General features: G+C 67.5%; 21 protein-coding genes. 8 read left to right on the forward strand and 13 right to left on the reverse strand.

Features of this window, described 5'->3' with window-relative positions:
• The first annotated feature begins 102 nt into the window (after nucleotides 1-102).
• Entirely contained in the window at nucleotides 103-921 is an 819-nt protein-coding gene (locus ACWEQQ_RS15315; protein ID WP_452348640.1) for an SDR family NAD(P)-dependent oxidoreductase, read from the forward strand.
• A gap of 132 nt (nucleotides 922-1,053) precedes the next feature.
• On the opposite strand, the gene ACWEQQ_RS15320 is transcribed toward ACWEQQ_RS15315, so the two are convergent.
• Together ACWEQQ_RS15320 and ctaC are read right to left on the reverse strand one after the other, a co-directional pair.
• A complete protein-coding gene (locus tag ACWEQQ_RS15320; protein ID WP_354847810.1) occupies nucleotides 1,054-1,470 on the reverse strand; it encodes a cytochrome c oxidase subunit 4 in 417 nt (138 codons plus the stop codon).
• 12 nt (nucleotides 1,471-1,482) lie between these two features.
• Nucleotides 1,483-2,601 carry an aa3-type cytochrome oxidase subunit II gene (ctaC, locus tag ACWEQQ_RS15325; RefSeq protein ID WP_452344596.1) on the reverse strand — a complete coding sequence of 373 codons (1,119 nt, stop codon included), beginning with the start codon at nucleotides 2,599-2,601 and terminating at the stop codon, nucleotides 1,483-1,485.
• 446 nt (nucleotides 2,602-3,047) lie between these two features.
• On the opposite strand from ctaC, the gene asnB reads away from it, so the two are divergent.
• A complete protein-coding gene (gene asnB, locus ACWEQQ_RS15330) occupies nucleotides 3,048-5,015 on the forward strand; it encodes an asparagine synthase (glutamine-hydrolyzing) (protein ID WP_452348641.1) in 1,968 nt (655 codons plus the stop codon).
• 89 nt (nucleotides 5,016-5,104) lie between these two features.
• Here the strand turns inward: asnB and ACWEQQ_RS15335 are convergent, their stop codons facing one another.
• Together ACWEQQ_RS15335 and ACWEQQ_RS15340 are read right to left on the reverse strand one after the other, a co-directional pair.
• On the reverse strand, nucleotides 5,105-6,235 hold the full coding sequence (locus ACWEQQ_RS15335; RefSeq protein ID WP_452348642.1) for an ATP-binding protein: 1,131 nt from the start codon (nucleotides 6,233-6,235) through the stop codon (nucleotides 5,105-5,107).
• 556 nt (nucleotides 6,236-6,791) lie between these two features.
• The gene (locus tag ACWEQQ_RS15340; protein WP_452348643.1) at nucleotides 6,792-7,058 is read right to left on the reverse strand and encodes an amidohydrolase family protein; all 267 of its coding nucleotides are present in this window, start codon (nucleotides 7,056-7,058) and stop codon (nucleotides 6,792-6,794) included.
• A gap of 458 nt (nucleotides 7,059-7,516) precedes the next feature.
• Here ACWEQQ_RS15340 and ACWEQQ_RS15345 point away from each other — a divergent pair, with 458 nt between their 5' ends.
• Nucleotides 7,517-8,935, forward strand: a complete 1,419-nt coding sequence (locus tag ACWEQQ_RS15345) for a DUF1254 domain-containing protein (protein WP_452348644.1) — start codon at nucleotides 7,517-7,519, stop codon at nucleotides 8,933-8,935.
• Between the two features lie 28 nt (nucleotides 8,936-8,963).
• On the opposite strand, the gene ACWEQQ_RS15350 is transcribed toward ACWEQQ_RS15345, so the two are convergent.
• From ACWEQQ_RS15350 to ACWEQQ_RS15360, 3 genes are read right to left on the reverse strand one after another with little or no spacing between them, the layout of a single operon-like run.
• Entirely contained in the window at nucleotides 8,964-9,626 is a 663-nt protein-coding gene (locus ACWEQQ_RS15350; protein ID WP_364616575.1) for a methionine ABC transporter permease, read from the reverse strand.
• Nucleotides 9,627-9,652: 26 nt separating this feature from the next.
• Entirely contained in the window at nucleotides 9,653-10,750 is a 1,098-nt protein-coding gene (locus ACWEQQ_RS15355; RefSeq protein ID WP_452348645.1) for a methionine ABC transporter ATP-binding protein, read from the reverse strand.
• Entirely contained in the window at nucleotides 10,747-11,622 is an 876-nt protein-coding gene (locus ACWEQQ_RS15360; protein ID WP_452344589.1) for a MetQ/NlpA family ABC transporter substrate-binding protein, read from the reverse strand. Before ACWEQQ_RS15360 ends, ACWEQQ_RS15355 begins: the two co-directional genes overlap by 4 nt.
• A gap of 147 nt (nucleotides 11,623-11,769) precedes the next feature.
• Here ACWEQQ_RS15360 and ACWEQQ_RS15365 point away from each other — a divergent pair, with 147 nt between their 5' ends.
• Nucleotides 11,770-12,633 (forward strand): MetQ/NlpA family ABC transporter substrate-binding protein, encoded by an 864-nt coding sequence (locus tag ACWEQQ_RS15365; RefSeq protein WP_452348646.1) that lies wholly within the window; start codon nucleotides 11,770-11,772, stop codon nucleotides 12,631-12,633.
• Nucleotides 12,634-12,658: 25 nt separating this feature from the next.
• Here the strand turns inward: ACWEQQ_RS15365 and ACWEQQ_RS15370 are convergent, their stop codons facing one another.
• Both ACWEQQ_RS15370 and ACWEQQ_RS15375 read right to left on the reverse strand, forming a co-directional pair.
• Entirely contained in the window at nucleotides 12,659-13,624 is a 966-nt protein-coding gene (locus ACWEQQ_RS15370; protein WP_452348647.1) for a hypothetical protein, read from the reverse strand.
• 42 nt (nucleotides 13,625-13,666) lie between these two features.
• Complete coding sequence (locus tag ACWEQQ_RS15375) at nucleotides 13,667-14,473, reverse strand: bestrophin-like domain (protein WP_452348648.1); 807 nt, start codon at nucleotides 14,471-14,473, stop codon at nucleotides 13,667-13,669.
• Nucleotides 14,474-14,891: 418 nt separating this feature from the next.
• Between ACWEQQ_RS15375 and ACWEQQ_RS15380 the strand changes: the two genes are divergently transcribed.
• Together ACWEQQ_RS15380 and ACWEQQ_RS15385 are read left to right on the forward strand one after the other, a co-directional pair.
• On the forward strand, nucleotides 14,892-15,326 hold the full coding sequence (locus tag ACWEQQ_RS15380; RefSeq protein WP_452348649.1) for a MarR family winged helix-turn-helix transcriptional regulator: 435 nt from the start codon (nucleotides 14,892-14,894) through the stop codon (nucleotides 15,324-15,326).
• Nucleotides 15,323-15,739, forward strand: coding sequence for a hypothetical protein (locus ACWEQQ_RS15385; protein ID WP_452348650.1), 417 nt, complete (start codon nucleotides 15,323-15,325; stop codon nucleotides 15,737-15,739). Before ACWEQQ_RS15380 ends, ACWEQQ_RS15385 begins: the two co-directional genes overlap by 4 nt.
• Nucleotides 15,740-15,953: 214 nt before the next feature.
• On the opposite strand, the gene ACWEQQ_RS15390 is transcribed toward ACWEQQ_RS15385, so the two are convergent.
• The 4 genes from ACWEQQ_RS15390 to ACWEQQ_RS15405 all read right to left on the reverse strand — a co-directional run bounded on the left by ACWEQQ_RS15390 (nucleotide 15,954) and on the right by ACWEQQ_RS15405 (nucleotide 20,544).
• On the reverse strand, nucleotides 15,954-16,700 hold the full coding sequence (locus ACWEQQ_RS15390; RefSeq protein WP_452348711.1) for an adenosylcobinamide-GDP ribazoletransferase: 747 nt from the start codon (nucleotides 16,698-16,700) through the stop codon (nucleotides 15,954-15,956).
• 393 nt (nucleotides 16,701-17,093) lie between these two features.
• The gene (cobT, locus tag ACWEQQ_RS15395) at nucleotides 17,094-19,148 is read right to left on the reverse strand and encodes a nicotinate-nucleotide--dimethylbenzimidazole phosphoribosyltransferase (RefSeq protein WP_452348651.1); all 2,055 of its coding nucleotides are present in this window, start codon (nucleotides 19,146-19,148) and stop codon (nucleotides 17,094-17,096) included.
• A gap of 97 nt (nucleotides 19,149-19,245) precedes the next feature.
• Nucleotides 19,246-19,518 (reverse strand): hypothetical protein, encoded by a 273-nt coding sequence (locus tag ACWEQQ_RS15400; RefSeq protein ID WP_452344582.1) that lies wholly within the window; start codon nucleotides 19,516-19,518, stop codon nucleotides 19,246-19,248.
• Between the two features lie 60 nt (nucleotides 19,519-19,578).
• Nucleotides 19,579-20,544, reverse strand: a complete 966-nt coding sequence (locus ACWEQQ_RS15405) for a helix-turn-helix domain-containing protein (protein WP_452344581.1) — start codon at nucleotides 20,542-20,544, stop codon at nucleotides 19,579-19,581.
• An 86-nt stretch (nucleotides 20,545-20,630) separates the two neighbouring features.
• Here ACWEQQ_RS15405 and ACWEQQ_RS15410 point away from each other — a divergent pair, with 86 nt between their 5' ends.
• Nucleotides 20,631-20,753 (forward strand): hypothetical protein, encoded by a 123-nt coding sequence (locus tag ACWEQQ_RS15410; RefSeq protein ID WP_364616437.1) that lies wholly within the window; start codon nucleotides 20,631-20,633, stop codon nucleotides 20,751-20,753.
• The gene (locus ACWEQQ_RS15415) at nucleotides 20,750-20,974 is read left to right on the forward strand and encodes a hypothetical protein (RefSeq protein WP_452348652.1); all 225 of its coding nucleotides are present in this window, start codon (nucleotides 20,750-20,752) and stop codon (nucleotides 20,972-20,974) included. Before ACWEQQ_RS15410 ends, ACWEQQ_RS15415 begins: the two co-directional genes overlap by 4 nt.
• Nucleotides 20,975-21,034: the final 60 nt, after the last annotated feature.

Below are 21,034 nucleotides of genomic sequence, written 5' to 3' on the forward strand. Positions count from 1 at the left end.
CAGCTATCGGTTAGCAGCCGGGCGGGGCGGCGGTATCGGCACTGTCGGCGGGGTGTCGGTGCATGGTTCATGCTCAATCCTCAGATGAAGGTTGCCTGTCCCATGATCGAATTCCGTGCTGCCCGCCGTCCCCGCACCACCGGATCCCTTGCGGGGGAACGCCCCTTCGAGGGCAAACGAATCGTCGTCACCGACGCCTGCTCCGAGATCGGCCGCGAGACCGCGCGACTACTGGGTTTTCACGGTGCCGAGGTAATCCTGGTGGCGCGCAACGGCTCTCAGCTGGTCGAGGAGTGCGCCACCATCATCGAGGCCGGGGGCCGCGCCCACTGGTTCCGCTGCGACATCTCCGCCCTCGGCGATGTGGATCAGCTGGTCGAGTGGCTGCTCACCGAGTTCGACACCGTCGACGTCCTGGTCAACAACACCGGCCGCCCCACCCGCCGCCCGGTGCTGCAATCCCTGGACCGCTTCCGCGACTACCAGCGCATGATGGCCGCCTACTACTTCGGCCCCCTGCGCCTGACCCTCGGCCTGCTGCCGGCCATGCTGGCCGGCGGCTCCGGGCACGTGGTGAATGTCGGCCCCTGGAGCGCCGACACCGGCGCCGCCCCCAATTTCGCCTCCTATGCCAGCGCCCAGGCCGCCTGGACCACCTTCGGTCAATGCGCCGACGCCGAACTCTCCCCCCGCGGCATCCACGTCACCACGGTCCGGTACCCCGCCTTCACACTCGACTCCGGCTCCCCCGCCTACCGCCCCGAGAACCCCTCCCTGGACCCCACCGAGGCCGCCCGCTGGATCGAATCCGCCATCCGCACCCGCCCGCCGCAAATCCAGCCTCGTTTCCCCCGAGCCCTCCTGGGCCTGACCTCCATGTCCCCGCGGACCACCCGTCTCAAGCACGCCCTGGGTATCTGAGCTCGACCGAAGCTCTCCCGGACCCGCACCCCCTGAGCCCGAAACCCGTTCTCCCCCGGTCACATTCCCAACCCACACGCGAACAGCAAAGCGCCCCACCCGGATTCCGGGTGGGGCGCTTCGTGACCTACGTCAGTGCTTTTCCGGGCCGAGGTGGTACTCGAACACCAGGCCGCCGGCGGCGACCAGGATGCAGATCACACCGAGGCCGATCAGCCAGAACTGGAAGAACGCGAAGCCGAGGGCGGCGATGGAGCCCGCACCGGCCAGCAGGATGGGCCAGAACGAGCCGGGCGAGAAGAAGCCCAGGTCGCCGGCGCCGTCGACGATTTCCGCCTCTTCGTAGTCCTCGGGACGCAGGTCCAGACGACGGGCGACGAAACGGAAGTAGGTGGCCACGATCAGGGCCAGGCCCGCCGACAGCACGATGGCGGTGGTACCGGCCCACTCGACGCCGGTGCGCGAGCGGCCGGTGAAGTAGCCGTACACGACGGCCACGATCACGAAGAACACCGTGATCAGTTCGAAGATGCGAGCTTCGACCTTCATGTCAGTTCATCCTCACTTGGCGTCGGCGAGTTCGTTACCGCGCGCCTTGCGGTCGGTGTTGAACGGCTTGGTGGAGGTCGCCACCGGCGACTGACCGATGCTGGCCAGCGCCTCGGCGTTGGTCTTGTGGTCCTTGGTCCGCGCGTCCATGTACTTCTGGAAGTCCGCCGGGGACACGACGCGGATCTCGAAGTTCATCATCGAGTGGAAGGTGCCGCACATCTCGGCGCACCGGCCGACGAACGCGCCTTCCTTCTCGATCTTGGTGATCTGGAAGACGTTGTCCGAGTTGTTCTGCTTCGGGTTCGGCATCACGTCGCGCTTGAACAGGAACTCCGGCACCCAGAACGAGTGGATGACGTCCGCGGCGGCCAGCTGGAACTCGATGTTCTTGCCGGACGGCAGGACCAGCACCGGAACCTCGTTGGAGGTGCCGACGGTCTCGACCTTGTCGTAGTGCAGGTACGAGATGTCGTTCGCGGGCAGGCCGTTGTTCGGGCCCGGCTGCGGGTGGCCATCCTTGGTCGCTTCCTTGTAGCGCTCCTTGATGTCCTGGTTCATGTCCTGGCGCTCGGTGTCGACGCCGTCGTAGACCGGGCTGCCGTCCTTGAGGTCGACCTTCTGGTAACCGAACTTCCAGTTCCACTGGAAGGCGGTCACGTCGACCACGACGTCCGGGTTGCCGACCTTCTCGTGGACGTAGTTCTGCACCACCACGGTGAAGTAGAACAGCACGGCGATGATCACGAACGGGATCGCCGTGTAGCTCAGCTCCAGCGGCACGTTGTAACCGGTCTGCCGCGGGAACTCCGGGGAGTTCGGCTTTTTGCGGTGGAACGCGATGGTCCAGAAGGTCAGGCCCCACACCAGCACGCCCATCGCGAGGGCGGCGAGCACGGACCAGGTCCACAGCTCGCGCATGCGGGTGGCCTGCGGCGTGATGCCCGAAGGCCAGCCGAATCGAAGCCAAACGTTGTCGATCGAGCAGCCGGAGACGAGCATCGCGGTCATCCCCAAGGACACCGCCAGCCCGGCCCGCCGAAGGATGCGGCCCCGCCGACCCTGGGCGGGTCGTGCCCCTATCGCCTCGCTCGCCTTGTGCGCCACGCTCAACGCCTTCCTGGTCGTCATTCCGACACCGCGTCGCCCGGACTCCCTTCCGCCGGGCGACACATTTTCAGCACAGTTCTGGACCTCGGGGAGGATACGCGCGAACGCGCAACCGACCCTGAGAGTTTCCCAAGTACTACGCAGCGTAGACCAAAGAACCGCCCCCGTTGTGACTGGGTCCCTTTCGACACGCTCTGTCCAACTCGCCTCCGCTTCGCTCCGGCTGTACGCAGCCCTGTCACCTCGGTCTTCCCTCCTCCGCTCGTCCGCTTCGCTCCGGCTTCCGCTACCAGCGCGGGGAGGCGGAGCGCAGTCCAGACCGAGGCGGGCTGCGAACTTTTCGGTGTTGGATACGGGCTGAGCATGATCCGCCCCGGTACGGCATACTCGGGCAGTAGGTTTCGCGTGCAGCGTGCCCGTGCGGGTACGCCCCAATCCCTAGACCCCGGAAAGAGGTTCTCGGCGCAGTGTGTGGTCTGCTCGGATTTCTGACAGCTACAACGGCTACTACTCCGGATGGGCGGACGGTCGAAACCACCGCGGCACAGGTGTACGAGGCCCTGCACTGCCAGCGCCATCGTGGCCCCGACGAGCGCGGCACCTGGAACGACGACCGCATGATCTTCGGCTTCAACCGCCTGTCGATCATCGATATCGAGCACTCGCACCAGCCGCTGCGCTGGGGTCCGCCGGAGAACCCCGAGCGGTACGCCATGACCTTCAACGGCGAGATCTACAACTATCTCGAGCTGCGCGCCGAGCTGAAGGAGGCGCACGAGGCGGAGTTCGGCGATGAGCCGATGTTCCGCACCGAGGGCGACGGTGAGGCCATCATGGCGGCCTTCCACTACTGGGGCGCCAAGGCCCCGAGCCGGCTGCGCGGCATGTTCGCCTTCGCCATCTGGGATACCCAGCTGAACAAGCTGTTCCTGGCGCGCGACCCGTTCGGCATCAAGCCGCTGTTCATCGCCACCGGCGCCGGCGGCACCGCCTTCTCCAGCGAGAAGAAGAGCCTGCTGGGCCTGCTTCCGGCGCTGGAGCTTTCCGACGACCTGGACCCGCGTGCGCTCGAGCACTACACGGTGCTGCAGTACGTGCCCGAGTCCGAGACCCTGCACAAGGACGTCCGCCGCCTCGAATCCGGTTGCTACGCCTGGGTCGAGCCGGGCGAGACCCCGCGGGTGACCCGCTACTTCAACCCGCAGTTCCGGGTGCAGAAGTTCGCGGCGGGCTCGGAGGCCAAGCGGTACCGGGAGATCGCGGAGGCGCTCGAGGACTCCGTCGCCAAGCACATGCGCGCGGACGTCACCGTCGGCGCGTTCCTGTCCGGCGGCATCGACTCCACCGCCATTGCGGCGCTGGCCATTCGGCACAACCCGAACCTGCTGACCTTCACCTCGGCGTTCGAGCGGCAGGGCTACTCCGAGGCCGACGTGGCGGCCGAGACCGCCGAGGCCATCGGCGCCAAGCACTACATCCGCATGGTCTCCCCCGAGGAGTACGCGGCCGCCATTCCCGAGATCGTCTGGTACCTGGACGAACCCGTGGCCGACCCGGCGCTGGTGCCGCTGTACTTCGTGGCCAAGGAGGCCCGCAAGCACGTCAAGGTGGTGCTGTCGGGGGAGGGCTCCGACGAGCTGTTCGGCGGCTACACCATCTACCGGGAACCGCTGTCGCTCAAGCCCTTCGAATTCCTGCCCAAGCCGCTGCGCAAGCTGGCGGGCAAGCTGTCGGACCGGATTCCGGAGGGCACCCGCGGCAAGAGCCTGCTGCACCGCGGCTCGCTCACCCTGGAGGAGCGCTACTACGGCAACGCCCGCAGCTTCAACGACGCCCAATTGCGTTCGGTGCTGCGAGAATTCCGCCCCGAGTGGACGCACCAGGACGTGACCGCCCCCATCTACGCCATGCAGGGCTACCACTGGGATCCGGTGGCGCGCATGCAGCACCTGGACCTGTTCACCTGGCTGCGCGGCGACATCCTGGTCAAGGCCGACAAGATGACCATGGCCAACTCCCTGGAACTGCGCGTCCCCTTCCTGGACCCCGAGGTCTTCAAGGTCGCCGAGAAGATCCCGGTCGACCAGAAGATCACCAAGGAAACCACCAAATACGCCCTGCGCCAGGCGCTCACGGACATCGTGCCCCCGCACGTCCTCAACCGCGCCAAGCTCGGCTTCCCGGTCCCCCTGCGCCACTGGCTGCGCGGCCCTGAGCTCTACGACTGGGCCCGCGCCCAGATCACCGAGTCCGGCACCGACCACCTGCTCAACAAGCAGGCCATCCTGGCCATGCTGGAGGCGCACCGCACCGGCCCGGTCGACCACAGCCGTCGCCTCTGGACCCTGATCGTCTTCATGATCTGGCACGGCATCTTCGTCGAAAACCGCATCAAGCCCGAGATCCAGGAACCGACCTACCCGATCAACCTGTAGTCCGGCTTCACGTAATGGCCGCACACCCATCCGGGTGTGCGGCCATTATGTTTCCGGCGCGACGCCTGCCAGGCGGATTCTTCCGCTGTTCACTGCCAGGCACGCAGTAGATCCTCCGGCCCCCAGTGGGCCGCAACCGGCAGGTCGCCGTCTACCCCGGAGCGCGAGACCGCCACCAAAGGAGTGTCGAACTGCGCGCCGGGCACAGCGAGCACACCGCGTGCCAGGGCATCGTAGTCGTGGCGATCGAAGGGTCGATCCTCCAGCCATTTGATCGATCCGATGAAATGCACTGCACCCGCGATGGGTTCGCGATCGGCACCGATCAAATCGAGCTCGGGATTGTTCTGCCGATTCCACCAGCCGCCCACTGCTTCGGTTTCCGGCCATCGGGCATTGGGCAGCAAGCGCAGCAGTGATTCCCGGATCACCGGTTCTACCGCGCGGCCACGCCACGTCGTCCACGAACGCTCGACCCGGTCCAACGCCAGATCGCCCCGGCCACGCTCGATGAGCGGAATTCCCCGCTCCAGAAAAGCCAGCCAGAAACGCAGATAGGAGTCAGCGATTCGATAGCGCTTGTTCTTCGTGTCCGGCTTCGTGGACAGCGGCAGATCCGCGGCCACTATTCGCTTGGCCTGCAAGGTATTCAGCAACGGCGTCAACGTCCCGGCCGGCAGCACACCCGAACTGCCCGCCGCGGAAGCGATGGAACTGAAGGTGCGTTCACCGCTGCCGATCGCCTCCAGCACAGCGCGCGAACGCGACGCCTCGGGAAACTCACCCAGCAGCGACAACTCGCCAGCCACCAGCAGCGGCGACAATGGATTCCTCGCTACCTCACGCAGGAAATCCGTGCGACTCATGCCCGACTGCCAGGACTGAACGATTTCCGGGAATCCGCCGGTGATCAACAACGCATCCAGCGCCTCGGCCGCCGGGAGTTCAGTCATGGCCTGCACATCCGCCAGATGCAGTGGCGCAACAGTCATTTTCGCTGCCCGCCCGAAGAATGGGCGGCCGTGCGTCTGCAGCGCTTCCATCACCGCGATGTCGCTGCCAACCAGTACCAGCAGCACCGGCTTGGCCGAGAGGTGCCGATCCCATACCGTCTGCAGCGCTCCCTCGAACTCGGAGTCCTGCTCCACCAACCAGGGCACTTCGTCGAGCACGACAATGCTCGCAGCGTCATCCGGCAATGCGATGGACAGGGTCCGCAACGCCTGGTTCCAATCGCCTGCCGATATCCCCGCGACCAATTCCGCCCCCGGGAGGGGCGACTGCGCCACGGTAGCCGCGAAGTCGCCTCGTTCGGCAGCTGGGTTTCGCCCCCGCGTTGCCTGGAAGACGAGATATGGCAGACCGGAACGGTCGCAGAACTCCTGCACCAGGCGTGACTTCCCAACCCGACGTCGCCCGGTCACGACCACAGCACGTCCTCGAGTCGCCCCAGTCCGACCGGTCACAAGTTCCAGCTGCCGCCTCAGCAGATCGAGGTCCGCCGCCCGCCCTCTGAACTCCACCCAAGCCTCCAACTCATAGGAGACTTCATCTTACATAGATTCAATCTAAGTTAGATCTAATCTATGTAACTTGCATCACATGAATGTCGGCTCGTCGATGGCGGACGACTCGTGGGCCGATAGGTCAGGAAGCTGTACCCGTTCCGACGCTCGCCCGATGGGTGGGCGGCTTCGTCGAACACGGTTCGTCGGCACTGGAGAATTCCGGTAGACAGCGCCCGGCGGCCTGTCCAGCGCGGTGTCGCCGCACGGGTCACGCCCGGTAGGTGGGGTTACCCGCGAGGTAGGTGGTGTGAACGGCGATGTCGTGCCAGGTGTCCGGGTCGGTCGTGCGCGGGTCGCGGTCCAGGACAACGAGATCGGAGTACTTGCCCGGGGTGATGGATCCGGCGATGTTCTCGGCGAAGAGCTGCCAGGCGGGGTTGATGGTCTGGGCAGCGAGGGCGTCGTCGACGGTGATCCGTTCCTCCGGGGCGAGGACTCGGCCGGTGCGGGATTTGCGGGTCACGGCGGCTGCCATGTTGCGGAGGGGTTCTTCACGGTGCGCAGCACGTCCTCGGCGGTGGGGCAGGTGGTGACCGGGCGGATGTCGACGACCACGTCGGTGAACATCATCTGATCCTGGGTCGGATGGGCGTGGGCCTCAACGAATCCCGGCAGCAGCGCCCGCCCACCCGCCCAGATCGACGATCTCGGCGCCGCCGCCGCGCCGGTCCAGCACCTCGTCCCCGCCGACGGCGATGATCCGGCCGTCGGTCACGGCGAACTGGTGGGATTCGGGTGGTTCGCGTCGACGGTGATGATCGGTCCACCGGTGACGATCAGATCGGCCGAGCTCATTTTGCGCGCTCCTTCGCTGCCGCAGCAGTACGGTAACCACTGGTTAGCCACTATACTTGCAGTGCTACTGCAATAGGGTGTTCGTATCACCGGAAGTCCTCCTCGCCACCACACCTTCTCGGAAAGGACTCGGTATCAATGGATCTCCCGTCCACTGGCGACGCCCCGCGCGTCAACCGCCGTACGGCCCTCGGACTCGGCGCCGCCGCGCTGGCCACCCTCGGCCTGACCGCCTGCGGCACGTCGGGCAGCAGCTCGACCGCGACCAGCACCACCCCGGCCGCCAACGACCCCAGGGCCGTCGCCGCCGATGCCTACATCTTCGGGTTTCCGCTGGTGCTCATGGACGTCACCCGCGAAACCGGCGGCCCGGCCAATCAATTCGTGCACCAGAACCCGCCCACACCGGAGGAGAAGCAGGTGGTCCGGCTCAACCTGGACACCCTCTACTCCCAGGCCTGGCTGGACCTGAGCACCGAGCCGATGGTGGTGCAGGTGCCCGCCATCGAATCCGGCCGATATTGGCTCATGCAGCTCCTGGACGCGTGGACCAACACGGTGCACGATCCGGCCAGCACGAACCCCCGGCTCGACGACGGGGTTCCCAGCCCGCCGTACACCTACCTGGTCACCGGGCCGGGATGGAAGGGCACGGTGCCCGACGGCATGACCCAGCTGGCCATGCCCACCGACACCAGCTGGTTGCTCGGCCGCATCGAGTACAAGGGCGACAACGACATCAAGCACGTGCGGGCTCTGCAGCAGAAGCTGAAGCTGGCCCCGCTCAGCGTCTGGAGCGACGACCCGAGCGCGGTGCACGGCGGCCCCGGCGCCCAGCTCGCGGGCGGCGGCGTCCCGGCCCAGATGGTGATGAAGATGGACGGCCCCACCTTCTTCACCCGCATGTGCGCGGTGATGGCCCGCAACCCGCCCGCGCCCGATGACGCCGACGCCATGAAGCGGTTCGCCGCCATCGGCATCACCGCCGACGCCACCGCGAGCACCGCGCCCCCGGACGTCCTCACCGCGGCCGTCGCCGATGCCCGCAAACAGCTCGCCGCCTACCGAGACCCCAAGGCCCAGCATCAGAACGACTGGACCTTCGATCTCAATATCGGCACGTACGGCACGAACTACATGCTGCGCGCGCAGGTCGCTGCGGTCGGCCTGGGCGCGAATCTGCCCCGGGACGCGGTGTACCCGAGCATCGACACGAAGGCCGAGAGCGGCAACCGATTCCGGGTGACCTTCGCCAAGGATCAGCTGCCGCCGGTCGGCGCGTTCTGGTCGCTCACGGCCTATGACGAGCAGAGCTACCTGATCCAGAATCCGGCGGGCATCTACTCGGTGGGCCACCTGGTGCCGCTCAAACCCGCCGCCGACGGCACGGTCGAGATCGCCGTGCAGAGCGCCGATCCCGGCGCGGACGTGCCCGACGGGCACTGGCTGCCCATTCCGGAGACCGGCCCGTTCTCCCTCACCCTGCGGCTATACGCGCCGAAAGACGAGGTGCTGAACGGGCAGTGGCAGGTCCCGAAGCTGGAGAAGCTGAGCTGACCGAGGTCCCGCCGGGTCGCACGCGTCCTCACCGGCGCAGCACCCGGCGGGCCAGCCAGTTGCCGAGGAACTGAATGCCCTGCACCCCGGCGATAATGATCAGCGTCGCCACCAGCGTGACCTGCCAGTCGAACCGCTGATAGCCGTACACCAGCGCGAAGTCGCCCAGCCCGCCCCCGCCGACCGTCCCGGCCATCGCGGACATATCGACAATGGCGATGACGACGAAGGTGTACCCGAGCACCAAGGGCCCCAACGCTTCCGGAATCAGCAGGGTGAGAATGATCCGCAGCGGCCCCGCCCCCATCGACCGCGCCGCCTCGATCACCCCCGGATCCACGGTCACCAGATTCTGCTCGACGATCCGCGCGATCCCGAACGAAGCCGCCACGATCATCACGAACGCCGCCGCATCCGTACCGATCGTCGTCCCGATCACCTTCAGCGTCACCGGCCCCAGCGCAGCCAGCAAGATGATGAACGGAATCGGCCGCACCACATTCACCAGCACGTTCAACACCAGATTGATCGGCGCATTCGCCAGCAACCCGCCCTTCCGCGTCGTATAGAGCGCGGTCCCCAGCGCCAGCCCAATGGTGCCGCCGACGACAAAGGTGAGCAGCACCAGGTAAATCGTGGTCCCAACAGCCTCACTGAGCACAGGCCGCAGCCGATCCCAATCCGTATGCACGGCAGCCAGACTGCTCACACCGCCGCTCATGCGCTCCTCCGATCACTCTCGGCCTCCACCGCCACCCTGCGAACGGATTCCCCCAACTCGAGGCGTTCGGCCACTTGGCGCACGGCGTCCTCGGGGCCGTCCAGGGCGAGGGTCAGGCTGCCGAAGGTTTTGTCCTGCAAGGTGCTCACGCCGCCGAAGACGATCTCGAAGCTGACGCCCTGGGCTGCGGCGGCGGACAGGGACGGACCGATCCCGTGCTCGTCGTCGACGGCAACGGTCACCAGGCGGCCGGCGCGCCGTTCTCCCAGCCGCTGTAGTTCGTCGGCGGTGGGACGGTTGTGCAGGACCGTCTCGACGAACGATCGGGTGGGTGGGGCGGCGGGTGCCGAGAACACCTCGAACGTGCTGGCCAACTCCACGATTCGGCCCTCGGCCAGCACTGCCACGCGGTCTGCCACTGCGCGGATGACGTCCATCTCGTGGGTGATGACCACGATGGTGACGCCGAGCTCGCGGTTGATCTTCTTGAGCAGTCGCAGCACCTCGCCGGTGGTCTCGGGGTCCAGCGCCGAGGTCGCCTCGTCGGCGAGCAGCAGTGACGGCGAGGTGGCCAGTGCCCGGGCGATGCCGACGCGCTGTTTCTGGCCGCCGGACAACTGGTCCGGGTAGCTGCGCGCTTTGTCCGAAAGCCCCACGAACTCCAGCAGTTCCGACACGCGCGCCTTCCGCCGCGCGCGTGGCCAGCCCGCCACTTTCAACGGGTATTCGATATTGCCGGCGGCGGTGCGCGAGCGGAACAGGTTGAACTGCTGGAACACCATGCCGATATCGCGGCGCAACTGCCGCACCCGCGATTCCGGGACGCCGGTGATGGGGTCTCCGGAGACGAGCACGGTGCCGCCGGTGGGCTGCTCGAGGGCATTGATCAGCCGGACCAGCGTGGACTTGCCCGCGCCGGAATAGCCGATCACACCGAAGATCTCACCCCGTTCGATGCGCAGGTCGATGCCGTCGAGCGCCGTGTGGCGCTGCTTGCCGGTCCGGAAAACCTTGGTGACCGACCGGAATTCGACGGCCGCGACGGAGCTGGTCGCGGCCGAAGTCTCGCCGGTCACGGCACCGCCGTCGCTCACTTGGTGTCGCGGATGGTCTGCTGCACCCGCGCCAGGATCTGCTCCAGCTCGGGCCCGCTCTTCGTCACTTCGAGCGCGGTGCCCTTGGAATCCTCCTGCACCGACTTCTGCACCTCGGGGCTGTGGAAGATGTCCACCAGCTTCAGGTAGGTGGCATTGCCCTTGTCCGCGGCCCGGGTCACGAAGGCGTTGATGTACGGCTCGGCGCCGGGATTGCCCGGATCATCCTTGTACAGCGCGGATTTCGGATCGATGCCGGACTTGAGCAGGTAGGTGTTGTTGACGACGGACCCGTCCACCGATTCCAGCGACAGCGCCGTCTGCGCCGCGTCGACCGCGGTCACCTTCACCTTCGACGCGCCCTTGTCCACATCGGCGGGCGTCGGCTGGCGAACGGACCCGTTGATCTTCAGCAGTCCGGCCGCCTGCAGGACGAACAGCGCCCGCGCCTGATTGGTCGGATCGTTCGGAATGGCGATCTCTCCGCCCTGCGGGATCTCGGCCACCGACTTGTGCTTCTTCGAGTACAGCCCCAGCGGGACGATCTGCGTGGCCCCGATCGGCGTCAGATCCTGATTGTTGGCCACGTTGTACTGCCCCAGGAACTGCAGGTGCTGGAACAGATTCACATCGATCTGCTTCTGTGCCAGCGCCGTATTCGGCTGCGAGTAGTCCGAGTAGTGGACGATATTCAGGTTGATGCCCTGTTCCTTGGCCTTGTCCTTGAAGACGTCCCAGTGCGGATCGGACTCGGTGGTGCCGATGCGCACCGTGGTGCCGCCGGAGTCGCCGCTGCTGCCGCAGGCCGTGAGGGTGAGGCTCGCGACGGCTGCTACCAGGACCGGGATCGCCAGTACCCGATGGAATTTCACTCGTGCTCCCGCATGCTTGTACTGCTTCGTGACTGGTGGAAATCGAACCCGGCCATGCAACCGTGCGGGCAATCGCCGGGCAATGATTGCGATCCCGGGGAGCCAAACGCTTCCGGCCGCGCCGACCGCTCGCCTACGGTGCCTGAAATGCGAAAATTCCGCCGTTTCCTGGTGATTCCGGTCCTGTTCGCGCTGGCCCTGACCGCCGCCTGTGGCACGGAACACCACGGCGACGTGGTCCGCATCGGCGTGAACGATCTCTCACAACCGCACTGGGACGTGTTCAAGAAGAAGGCCGCCGACGCGGGCATCACGGTCGAGTTCACCAATTTCACCGACTACAACCAGCCGAATCCGGCACTGTCCCAGAGCCGCATCGACCTCAACAAGTTCCAGCACATCCGGTATCTGGCCAACTACAACGCCCGCAACAACGACACGCTCGTACCGATCGGGGCCACGGAGATCTATCCGCTGGGCTTGTATTCGAAGAAGCACAGGTCGGTGTCGGAGATCCCTCAGGGCGGGGAGATCACCCTGAGCAACAATCCCGCCAACCAGGTGCGGCCGCTGCTCAACCTGGCCGCGGCCGGGCTGATCGTGCTGAAGAACGGCGGCTCGTGGGATTCGAAGCTCGAGGACGTCGACAAGCCCGCCTCCAAGATCCGGCTCACCACCATCGACCCGACGCTGACCGCCGCGTCACTGGACAGCGTGGATGCCGCCTACGTCGACGACACCTGGGCGCGGCAGGCGGGACTGACCAATGATCAGATCATCTACACCGATGACCCGAACCGCCCGGACCTGAAGCAGTACATCAATATCTTCGCCGCACGGGCCGCCGACAAGGACAACCCGAAGTACCTGCAGCTGACGCAGATCTACCACGACCCGGAGGTGGAGGCGGCGATCAAGGCCGAGGCGGGATTCCAGGGCATTTTCAAGACCAACACCGCAGCCGATCTCCAGGCCACCGCCACCGATCTGGAAGCCAAGTTCCGGCAATGACTTTCGGCTCGTCGACGCCGTCCCGCTAGTCGACCGCTCCACGGTGGGCTCGGGCGAGGCGGGCACGGGCCCCGGCGATGATGGTGATGATCATGACGGTCATGACCTGGAGAGCGGTCAGGGGCAGCCGCTGCTCGGGTGGGATGGGGGCGGCGTATTCGACGGGCGGCGGTGGGGGCGGCAGCGGCGGAACCGGCACCGGGGCAGGGGGAATCGCCGCAGGCGCCGGTACGGGTATCGGTGCGGCCGCGGGCGCAATGGCAGGCGCGGGCGGGATCTGCAGCGGGATACCGGGTCCCGGCGCCATGGGCACCGGCAGCATGAGCATGCAGGTCAGCAGCGCGCTTCCGGTGGCCGCGCTGCCCACCGCCACGCTGCCCGCTCCGGCCGAGCCCGGCCCGACCAGCCCGCTGGATCCGGGCACGAAGCCGGGGCCGATCAACCCCGAGCCCATGCTGCTGCCGGTCAGAAGGCCCAAACCCAGTGCCGCACTGCCCAGCACGGCGCTGCCCGCACAGGCGGTGAGCACGCTGCCCGAGTTAAGGCCGAGCAGGCCGCCGAGGGTGTTCGGGGCGGCGGCCGGACTCTCCGTGGCCGGTCCGGGTATTGCGAGATCCGCTGTGCGCGGCGCGGTTCCGTCCGCTGGTTCGCCGCTGCCGGACGCGCCGGTACCAAGCGGAACTCCTGCCACCGGACTCTGCGCCACTCCCGCCGAGCTGCCGGTGGTGGCCCCGCCCTTGCCCGCGCCGCCCTGGCTACCGGTGTAGCTGCTGCCTGTGCCCAGCCCGAGCGCGCTCCCCGTGGACGCATCGATCGGTGCGGCTCCGGTGTCCGGAGCCGCGCTGCCGCTGATGATCTCACCGATCGGCGGGAGTTCAAGTAGTCCGGGATCGGCGGCCGCAACCTTCGGATGAATGGCGAGCAGCGCCGCGGTCAGTGGTACCGCCGTCGCCGCCGCGAATCCTCGTGCTGTTCTTCGAGTTCCGTTCACGTTGCCTCCGAACGCCAAGTGCGGGTTGCTCGGTCGAGCAGATCAGCGCGGATTGCCGCCGCTCGCCACCGGCGCGCCCGAGGCGATGTGCTGGAAGCGGGCCAGGGCCAGCTCGTAGGCGTCCTTGGAGACGTGGTTGCCGCCCGAGAACGGCTGGTCCAGCTGGTAGATGGCCACGATGACCGCGCCGATCACCACACCGAAGAGTCCGGTCATGAGGATGCTGCGCTTGGTGACCACCACCCCGGAGAAGACCGTGCCGAACAGCAGCATGACGGTCGCGAACCACAGTGCCACATAAAGGAATCCAGGCAGTCGGTATGCCGCATCCAGGCCGCGGTCATAGCGAGCTTCGGCGATCGCGTCCACCGCGGTGAGCGCCTTGTCCTGGGTCGACTTGGCATCGGCGTCGACGGCGGGCGCGGAGGCCACCGCCTGGCGCAGATCGTCCAGCGTCGCCTGCGCGGCCGGACTCAGCCGCCGCTGCTCGTCCATGACCTTCCACTCGTCGCCGATTACCTGCTTGGTGTAGTCGGTCACCAGCGACTGGATCTGCTTACGATCCTGCGCCGGCATGTCATTGGCGGTCTCGTACACGCTGACCAGCGCCTTGCCCTCGCTCACCGTGTGCTGATGGGAGGTGTCGTACTGCTCCCACAGAATCACCACCACGAACGCCACGATGGCCGCGAAGAACATATTGACCATGTCCAGCATCATGTGCCCCGCCCCCGCATCGTCGCTGTGCCGCCACGACTTCGGCCGCACCCGATCTCCGGCCACGAAGACCCCCACCGCCACCACCGCGAATAAAACCAGCACACCCAGCTGCATCAGGATTCCGAGCATTGCACGACTCCATTCCCACCCATGGCAGTTGCGATCATGAGTTATTCGCGGCCACCGGGCGGTCGGATCGCGAAGGGCAACGAACTGTCACACGGATACGGGGATTGCGGCGAATCCACTGCGCGCCTCGACATTTCCCGCGTTCGGGCGTGTCGCGCTACTCATCGACTGGGCCGGGCGGGTGCTGCCCGCCGACACCTTCGTCCCGCACCCCGCGAACCTGGCGCCGGCGTCCGAATTCCGGCCGAGGGCACAGACCTTCAGCCTGAGCAGTTGGCCGGCGGTGAGGTATGCCGCAGCCGCACCTGGGTTCGGTGTCGAAGTGGTTGAGGGGCGGGCTTGGTAATTCAGCACGGTCGCATGGTGTGCGGCGAGCAGTGCTTGCAGTAGAAGCTACGAAATCGTATAGTACGAAATCGTGGAATCTAGGTTGACGTCCTCCGAATGGTCGGCTGTGCTGGCGCTGCAGCGGGCGACCCATGCCACCTTGCAGGTGCTCGCGGCCCAGCTGGTTGACCTGGATTTGACCGCGTCCGAGATCAACGCGTTGGCGAACCTTGCCGACGGCCGCGGGCGTACCGTGTCCGAACTGGGCGCCGCCGTAGGTACGCGACCCACGACGCTCACCAGCGTGCTGGATCGTCTCGAGCGGCGTGGCCACATCATTCGGGGGAGCCGCCCTGGAGACCGCCGGGCGGTACTGATCGAACTCACCCCGTCCGGACGGACTACCGCCGCCGCCATCAGGCAAGCCATCGCCGACCTGGAGCGCCGCGCCCTCGCCGGCCTGCCCGCGGAAGTTGTCGCAGGCCTGCGCGACGGTCTGCAAGCCCTCACGGAGGTGTCCTCATGACCTCACCACAATCCGGGGCCCACACCGACTTCGAGGAGTTGATGGCTGAAGTGATGGCGAGCGCCGAACGGTTCGGTCACCGCGAGCACGTTCACCTGACCTGGCTCGCCGTCCGCCGCTGCGGCGTGGGCGCGGCAATCGACTTGGTCGGCAACGGTATTCAGCGAACCGCACGCTACGCGGGTGCACCGCAGAAATACCACGTGACCGTCAGCCGCGCCTGGGTGGAACTGGTCGGGCACCACGCGACCGAGTCCGGCGAGGACGATTTCACCGCGTTCGCCGATCATCATCGCGTCCTGCTCGACAAGCGCCTGCTGGCCCGCTTCTACCGACCGGGGACGCTGGCCCTCCCACAGGCGAAGAACGACTGGGTCGAGCCGGACCTCATTCCCTTCCCCTGGCGCGAATAGCACCACTCGCCCTTGGGCATTGGCTCCAGCAGGTGTCGCGCTGCCCTACAGGGGGTCGTGGTTACCGGTGCTGACGGCTACAGCGCCACTGCGCTTGTCACAAAGTTCCGGTAGGACTCCGGTTTCTCTTGGTCGCTGAACCACCACCTACCTGAAACCTCACCCATCTGCCAACGTGGACAACAGCTTCCCTCAACTCACTTCGACACAGGACCTATCGGGCGAACGACAGCACTGCGGCAGCGACCGTGACGCTCACTTCCAGTGCAGCACCGAGCACGTCACCGTTGAGGCCGCCGAACCGCCGCACACAGTGCCGCACCAGCAGCATCGCCCCCGCCAGCGCCAGCACCACGGCCAGTGGCCCCTGCCACGGATTCCCGGTGGCGAACACCGCTGCGAGACACGCGATCCCACCCCAGACCCAACCCAGAACGGGATGCTGCGTCCCCGCCACCAACGCCCCGAATCCTGCACCCGGAGCCGCCTCGATCCCCCGCCGGCAGGCCAGCACCACCGCGACCCGCCCGACAGCGACCGCGACCACCACTGCCAGCCACCGCCCGCCCCCGGCCAGCGCCCCCAGCGAAACCGCCTGAATCCCAAGGACAAACACCAACGCCGCAACCCCGAACGGCCCCGTCCCACCACTCTTCATAATCTCCCGGGCCCGCTCCGGCGACCCATAACTCCCGAGCCCGTCCATGGTGTCGGCCAGCCCGTCGACATGCATCCCCCGCGTGATCAACGCCAGCCCGGCCACCGCCACAAACCCGGCCAGCAGCCACGCGGCCCCCAATTCACCCAGCCCCCACAACAATCCGGCAGCGCCACCCCCGAGCAGCACTCCAACCAACGGCGCCCAGGCGATCGCCCGCCCTGCCACGGCCCGATCCACCTCGTCCGGCCCCCGCATCGGCAACACGGTCAACCATGACACAGCCAGCCGAACCCCGTTCACGCGATCACCCGGAACCGTTCCCACGCTGCCCATTCCGCAGCTCCCGCCACCCCAGTGCCGGCTACGGAGCCCCGAGTGCACCACCCTGGCCGCTCCTGCACACGCACAGATCCCGCGCATGGTCCCAGCTGCTCAGCCCCATCCACCAACCCGACACACCGGCTCAATCGCTCTGGCGCACTCATAGAACCGGCACACCAGCTGAGCCGCTCCGGCGCACCCATGGAGCGGACGCGCAAGCTCAGTCGTTCGGGCACACCCGCGGAGCTGCCGTGGGCGCGCTGGTCGCGGGCGGCGGCAATCGGCCGGGACGTTACGACCGCATGGCGTCGTACCGGGTTGTGCGGCACCGCGTCTCGCGAGGCGGGGCTCGGTGCCGCGAGCGGTGGGGAGCTAGGCACCGGCGGCTTCGGCGCCCGTGTCGGCGGTGCTGACTCCGGCGGAGTCGAAGGTCGCCATTTCGCCGAGGGTGGCGACGGCGGCGCGGAGCAGCGGGAGGGCCGCGACCGCGCCGGAGCCTTCGCCCAGGCGCATGCTCATGTCGACCAGGGGCTCGAGGTCGAGGCGCTGGAGGGCGATGGTGTGGGAGGGCTCGCTGGAGCGGTGGCCCGCCACCCACCAGGCGCGCGCGCCCGGGGCCAGTTGGTCGGCGACCACGGCGGCGGCCGTGACCACGACGCCGTCCAGGATGACCGGGGTGCGGCGGGCCGCGGCGCGGGCGAGGAAGCCGGCCATGGCGGCGAAGTCCGCGCCGGATGCGGTGCGCAGCAGGGCAACCGGGTCCTTGACCACCGGGCGGGCCCGCCACATGGCGTCGCGGACAGCGGCGGTCTTTCGGATCCATCCGGCATCGTCGACGCCGGTGCCGCGGCCGACCGCGATCACCGGCTCGGTGTCGGTGACGGCCGCGATCAGCACGGTGGCGGGCGTGGTGTTGCCGATGCCCATGTCACCGGCAATGAGAAGGTCGGCGCCGGAATCGATTTCCTCGTCGGCGATGGTCGCGCCCGCGGTCAGCGCCGCCTGCACCTCGGCCTCGGTCAGCGCGTCCTCACGATCGATGGAGCCGCTGGACCGCCGCACCTTGTGCCGCGAGATCTCCGGCGCGGTATCGGAATCCACCGCGATGTCCTCGACCCGGACGGTGGCATCGGCCAGGCGCGCCAGCACATTCACCGCCGCCCCGCCGTTCAGGAAGTTGGCGACCATCTGCCCGGTCACCTCGCTCGGGTAGGCCGACACCCCGTGCTGCGCCACCCCGTGATCGCCCGCGAAGACCACCACCCGAGCCCGCTCGAACTGCTTGGGCGGGCACACCCCCTGGCATGCCGCGACCCAGTTGGCCAGCTTCTCCAGCCGCCCCAGCGCCCCGGCGGGCTTGGTCAGCTGCAACTGCCGCTCCTCCGCGGCCTTCCGCACCCCGGCATCGGGACCCTGCACCGGCCCGAACGAAATCCGCACAGGCTTGGTCAGAACCGGGGCACCTGAGACGTCCCCGGCCGCACTCGCCGCAGTCGCGGAGCCCGCACCGGCTAGGTCCGCACCGCCGGTCGCGGTATCTACACCGACCGCCGTCGGATTGTCCTGCGCGGTCGAAGTGCTAACTGTCCCAGCGGCACCCAACGCAGCCGTCGCCCCGGCGGCCGTTATTCCCGGTTCCGCACTGCGCGGCGCGCTTCCAGCCGCAGCCGCCGCGTCGCCCGCATCAACCCCCACATCGCTCACCAGAGCCGCCGGGGTCGCGGCGGACACTGCACCGCTGCCGACCGATCCAGCCTCCGCGCTAGCGGCCGAAACCGGCTGCACCGCAGCCCCATCCGCGTCGGCTCCGTAAGCCTGGGCCGAAGTTGCCACGGCGGCGGCAAAATTCGCTGCGGCCGCATCCGCGAGCGCGGCGGCAACATCCGGCTTGATCCGCATCGGCTGCCCGGCCACCACCAGGAAGACCTCGTCGCAAACCTCCGCGAGCCGCTGGTTCAGCGTGCCGATCTCATCGCGGAACAGACGACCGGAGGCGGTCGCCGGAATGACGCCGAGCCCCACCTCGGGGCTGACGAGGATCAGCCGCTGCCCGTATCCGGCCACCGCGCTGACGAGCGCATCGATATCCGGCGCGACGATGCCGCGCGGCGACTCCCAGGCGGCGCGCGCATCGAGCCGCGCGGTCAGCCAGGTGCCAAGGTCGTCGACCAGGGTGACGGGGGTGGCCTCGGCCAGTGCGGCGACGGCGTCGCCCTCCACGATCGTCCAGTTCGCGGGCCGCCGAGCCCGGTGCGCCGCAATACGTTCGGCGAAGTCGGCGTCGGCCGGATCGGCCACCGCGGTGGCTACGTACCGCACCGCCTCCGACGCGACCAACTGTTCCGCGTAAGCCGACTTCCCGGACCGGGCGCCACCGAGCACCAGGGTCCGCAACGGCCGATCGGTTGTCTGAGCAGTGTGCGACACGTCAGCACGGTATCAACTGTGCCTGTGCTCCGGCCGAGTAGGCACGACGATCACTCGCCCGCGGACGGTAGTCTCACCGCCCGCGTCCGGGTGCGGCTCAGGAGCTCTGCTCGTTGTGCACGCACATGACCTTCAGGTCCTTGGCGGTATACGACCAGTCCGTGCCCTGCGGGCAGTCCGATCGATGGTTCACACTCGCGATGATCTTGCCGTCGTGCCGCCCCGAGCAGGGCGCCGGCTTCACATGCGAATCGGGCGAAGTCCCCACCACACAGTCCCCCGCCGCATTCCGCGGATCCTTGCACCCGGCGGTCCCACTGGCCACCAGCACCGCCAAGGGCACGGCCGCGATCATCACTCCCCAACGCACGGTTGCGCATCGTAGCCCGAGGCACCGCTTCGGACCGCGCCTGTTTCAGGCAGCGCCGAGTCAAGAGACGCGGGCGCCGAACCGCCGCCGATACTCGACGGGCGCGATCCCCACCACCCGCTGGAAGTGATGCCGCAGCAGCGCCCCGGACCCGAATCCACAACGGTGAGCGAGGGATTCGAGATCCAGGTCGGTGTCCTCCAGCAACTGCTTGGCCAGCAGCACCCGCTGCCCGGTCAGCCATTTCACCGGCGTCGTCCCGGTCTCGGCGGCGAAGCGGCGCGCGAACGTGCGCGTCGACATGGCGCTCCGCGCGGCCAGCGCTTCGACCGTGTGCGGCAGTTCCAGATGCTCACCCATCCAGTGCAGGGTCTCGCTGAGGCTGTCGGAATCGCAGTCCACCACCGGCCGCTCGATGAACTGCCGCTGCCCGCCATCGCGTTGCGGCGGCACCACCATGCGGCGGGCGATGGCATTGGCGACACTGCTGCCCAGTTCCCGCCGCACCAGATGCAGGCAGGCGTCGATGCCGGCCGCGGTCCCCGCGCTGGTGATGAGATTGCCCTCGTCCACGTACAGGACATCGGGATCGATGGTGGCCTGTGGAAACCGTTCCGCCAGCAGATCGACATACCGCCAGTGCGTGGTGCACTTGCGCCCGTCGAGCAGTCCGGCCGCGCCCGCGAGGAAGGCCCCCGAGCACACCGTGAGCACCGTGGCCCCGGCCTGCGCGGCGTCCCGCACGGCATCCACCACGCGCTGGTCGAAGGGATTGTCCGCGAAGATCGGAAAGGCAGGAATAGCAACCAGATCCGCGTCGCGCAGCTCCTCCAGCCCGTACTCGGGGGTCACGTGAATGCCCGGTGAGCTGGACTTCAGCGGTTTCCCGGGCTCCGCACCGCAGACCCGATAGTCGAAGGCGGGCAGTCCGTCCGCGGTCCGGTCGAGGCCGAAAACCTCACAGACGACGCCGAATTCGAACATGGCGAGGTGGTCGTTGAGTACGACGGCGACCTTCGAGAGCATGGTCCGATCCCCTCTGGCCGGATATTTGCGAACAATGTCAGAACAGCCACTGTTGGCAGGAACTTCCCTAGAGAAAACTTACTGCCATGCAAGCACTGTCCGCAATCGTCGCAGCCGGAACCGCCATGGCAGCGCTCGGCACCCTGACCTTCGGCTTCATGGCCGGAGACACCACCGAACCCCTCGATGAGAGCGAGATCCGCGCATGACCACCATCACGTCCGGCCAGTTCCGCACCGCGACCAACTCCCCCGAGGCAGTCACCGTGTTCCGCCGCATCGTCGCTCTGCTGGCCGCGGCCGGCCGGGCCGTCCCCTTCCACCGCGAAAACGCCTGGGAGATGGCCGGTTCCAGCCAGGTCGTCGACCGCGACCGTGACCGCATGGCGCTCGAGGTCCGCGCCCTGTCGACCTACCGCGAACACAACTGACAGGCGGTGAGACACCGCCCGTCAGGGAATTCATCCAGCGCCGTCAGCGCCGACGGCAGC

It is taken from the genome of Nocardia sp. NPDC004123 (genome assembly GCF_053603795.1).

Excerpts from the sequence above, each read along its gene's own strand:
- ACWEQQ_RS15315 (WP_452348640.1), top strand. The coding sequence starts at position 103 with ATGATCGAATTCCGTGCTGCCCGCCGTCCCCGCACCACCGGATCCCTT.
- ACWEQQ_RS15320 (WP_354847810.1), bottom strand. The coding sequence starts at position 1,470 with ATGAAGGTCGAAGCTCGCATCTTCGAACTGATCACGGTGTTCTTCGTG.
- ctaC (WP_452344596.1), bottom strand. The coding sequence starts at position 2,601 with ATGACGACCAGGAAGGCGTTGAGCGTGGCGCACAAGGCGAGCGAGGCG.
- ACWEQQ_RS15340 (WP_452348643.1), bottom strand. The coding sequence starts at position 7,058 with ATGGCAGCCGCCGTGACCCGCAAATCCCGCACCGGCCGAGTCCTCGCC.
- ACWEQQ_RS15345 (WP_452348644.1), top strand. The coding sequence starts at position 7,517 with ATGGATCTCCCGTCCACTGGCGACGCCCCGCGCGTCAACCGCCGTACG.
- ACWEQQ_RS15365 (WP_452348646.1), top strand. The coding sequence starts at position 11,770 with ATGCGAAAATTCCGCCGTTTCCTGGTGATTCCGGTCCTGTTCGCGCTG.
- ACWEQQ_RS15375 (WP_452348648.1), bottom strand. The coding sequence starts at position 14,473 with ATGCTCGGAATCCTGATGCAGCTGGGTGTGCTGGTTTTATTCGCGGTG.
- ACWEQQ_RS15385 (WP_452348650.1), top strand. The coding sequence starts at position 15,323 with ATGACCTCACCACAATCCGGGGCCCACACCGACTTCGAGGAGTTGATG.
- ACWEQQ_RS15405 (WP_452344581.1), bottom strand. The coding sequence starts at position 20,544 with ATGCTCTCGAAGGTCGCCGTCGTACTCAACGACCACCTCGCCATGTTC.
- ACWEQQ_RS15410 (WP_364616437.1), top strand. The coding sequence starts at position 20,631 with ATGCAAGCACTGTCCGCAATCGTCGCAGCCGGAACCGCCATGGCAGCG.
- ACWEQQ_RS15415 (WP_452348652.1), top strand. The coding sequence starts at position 20,750 with ATGACCACCATCACGTCCGGCCAGTTCCGCACCGCGACCAACTCCCCC.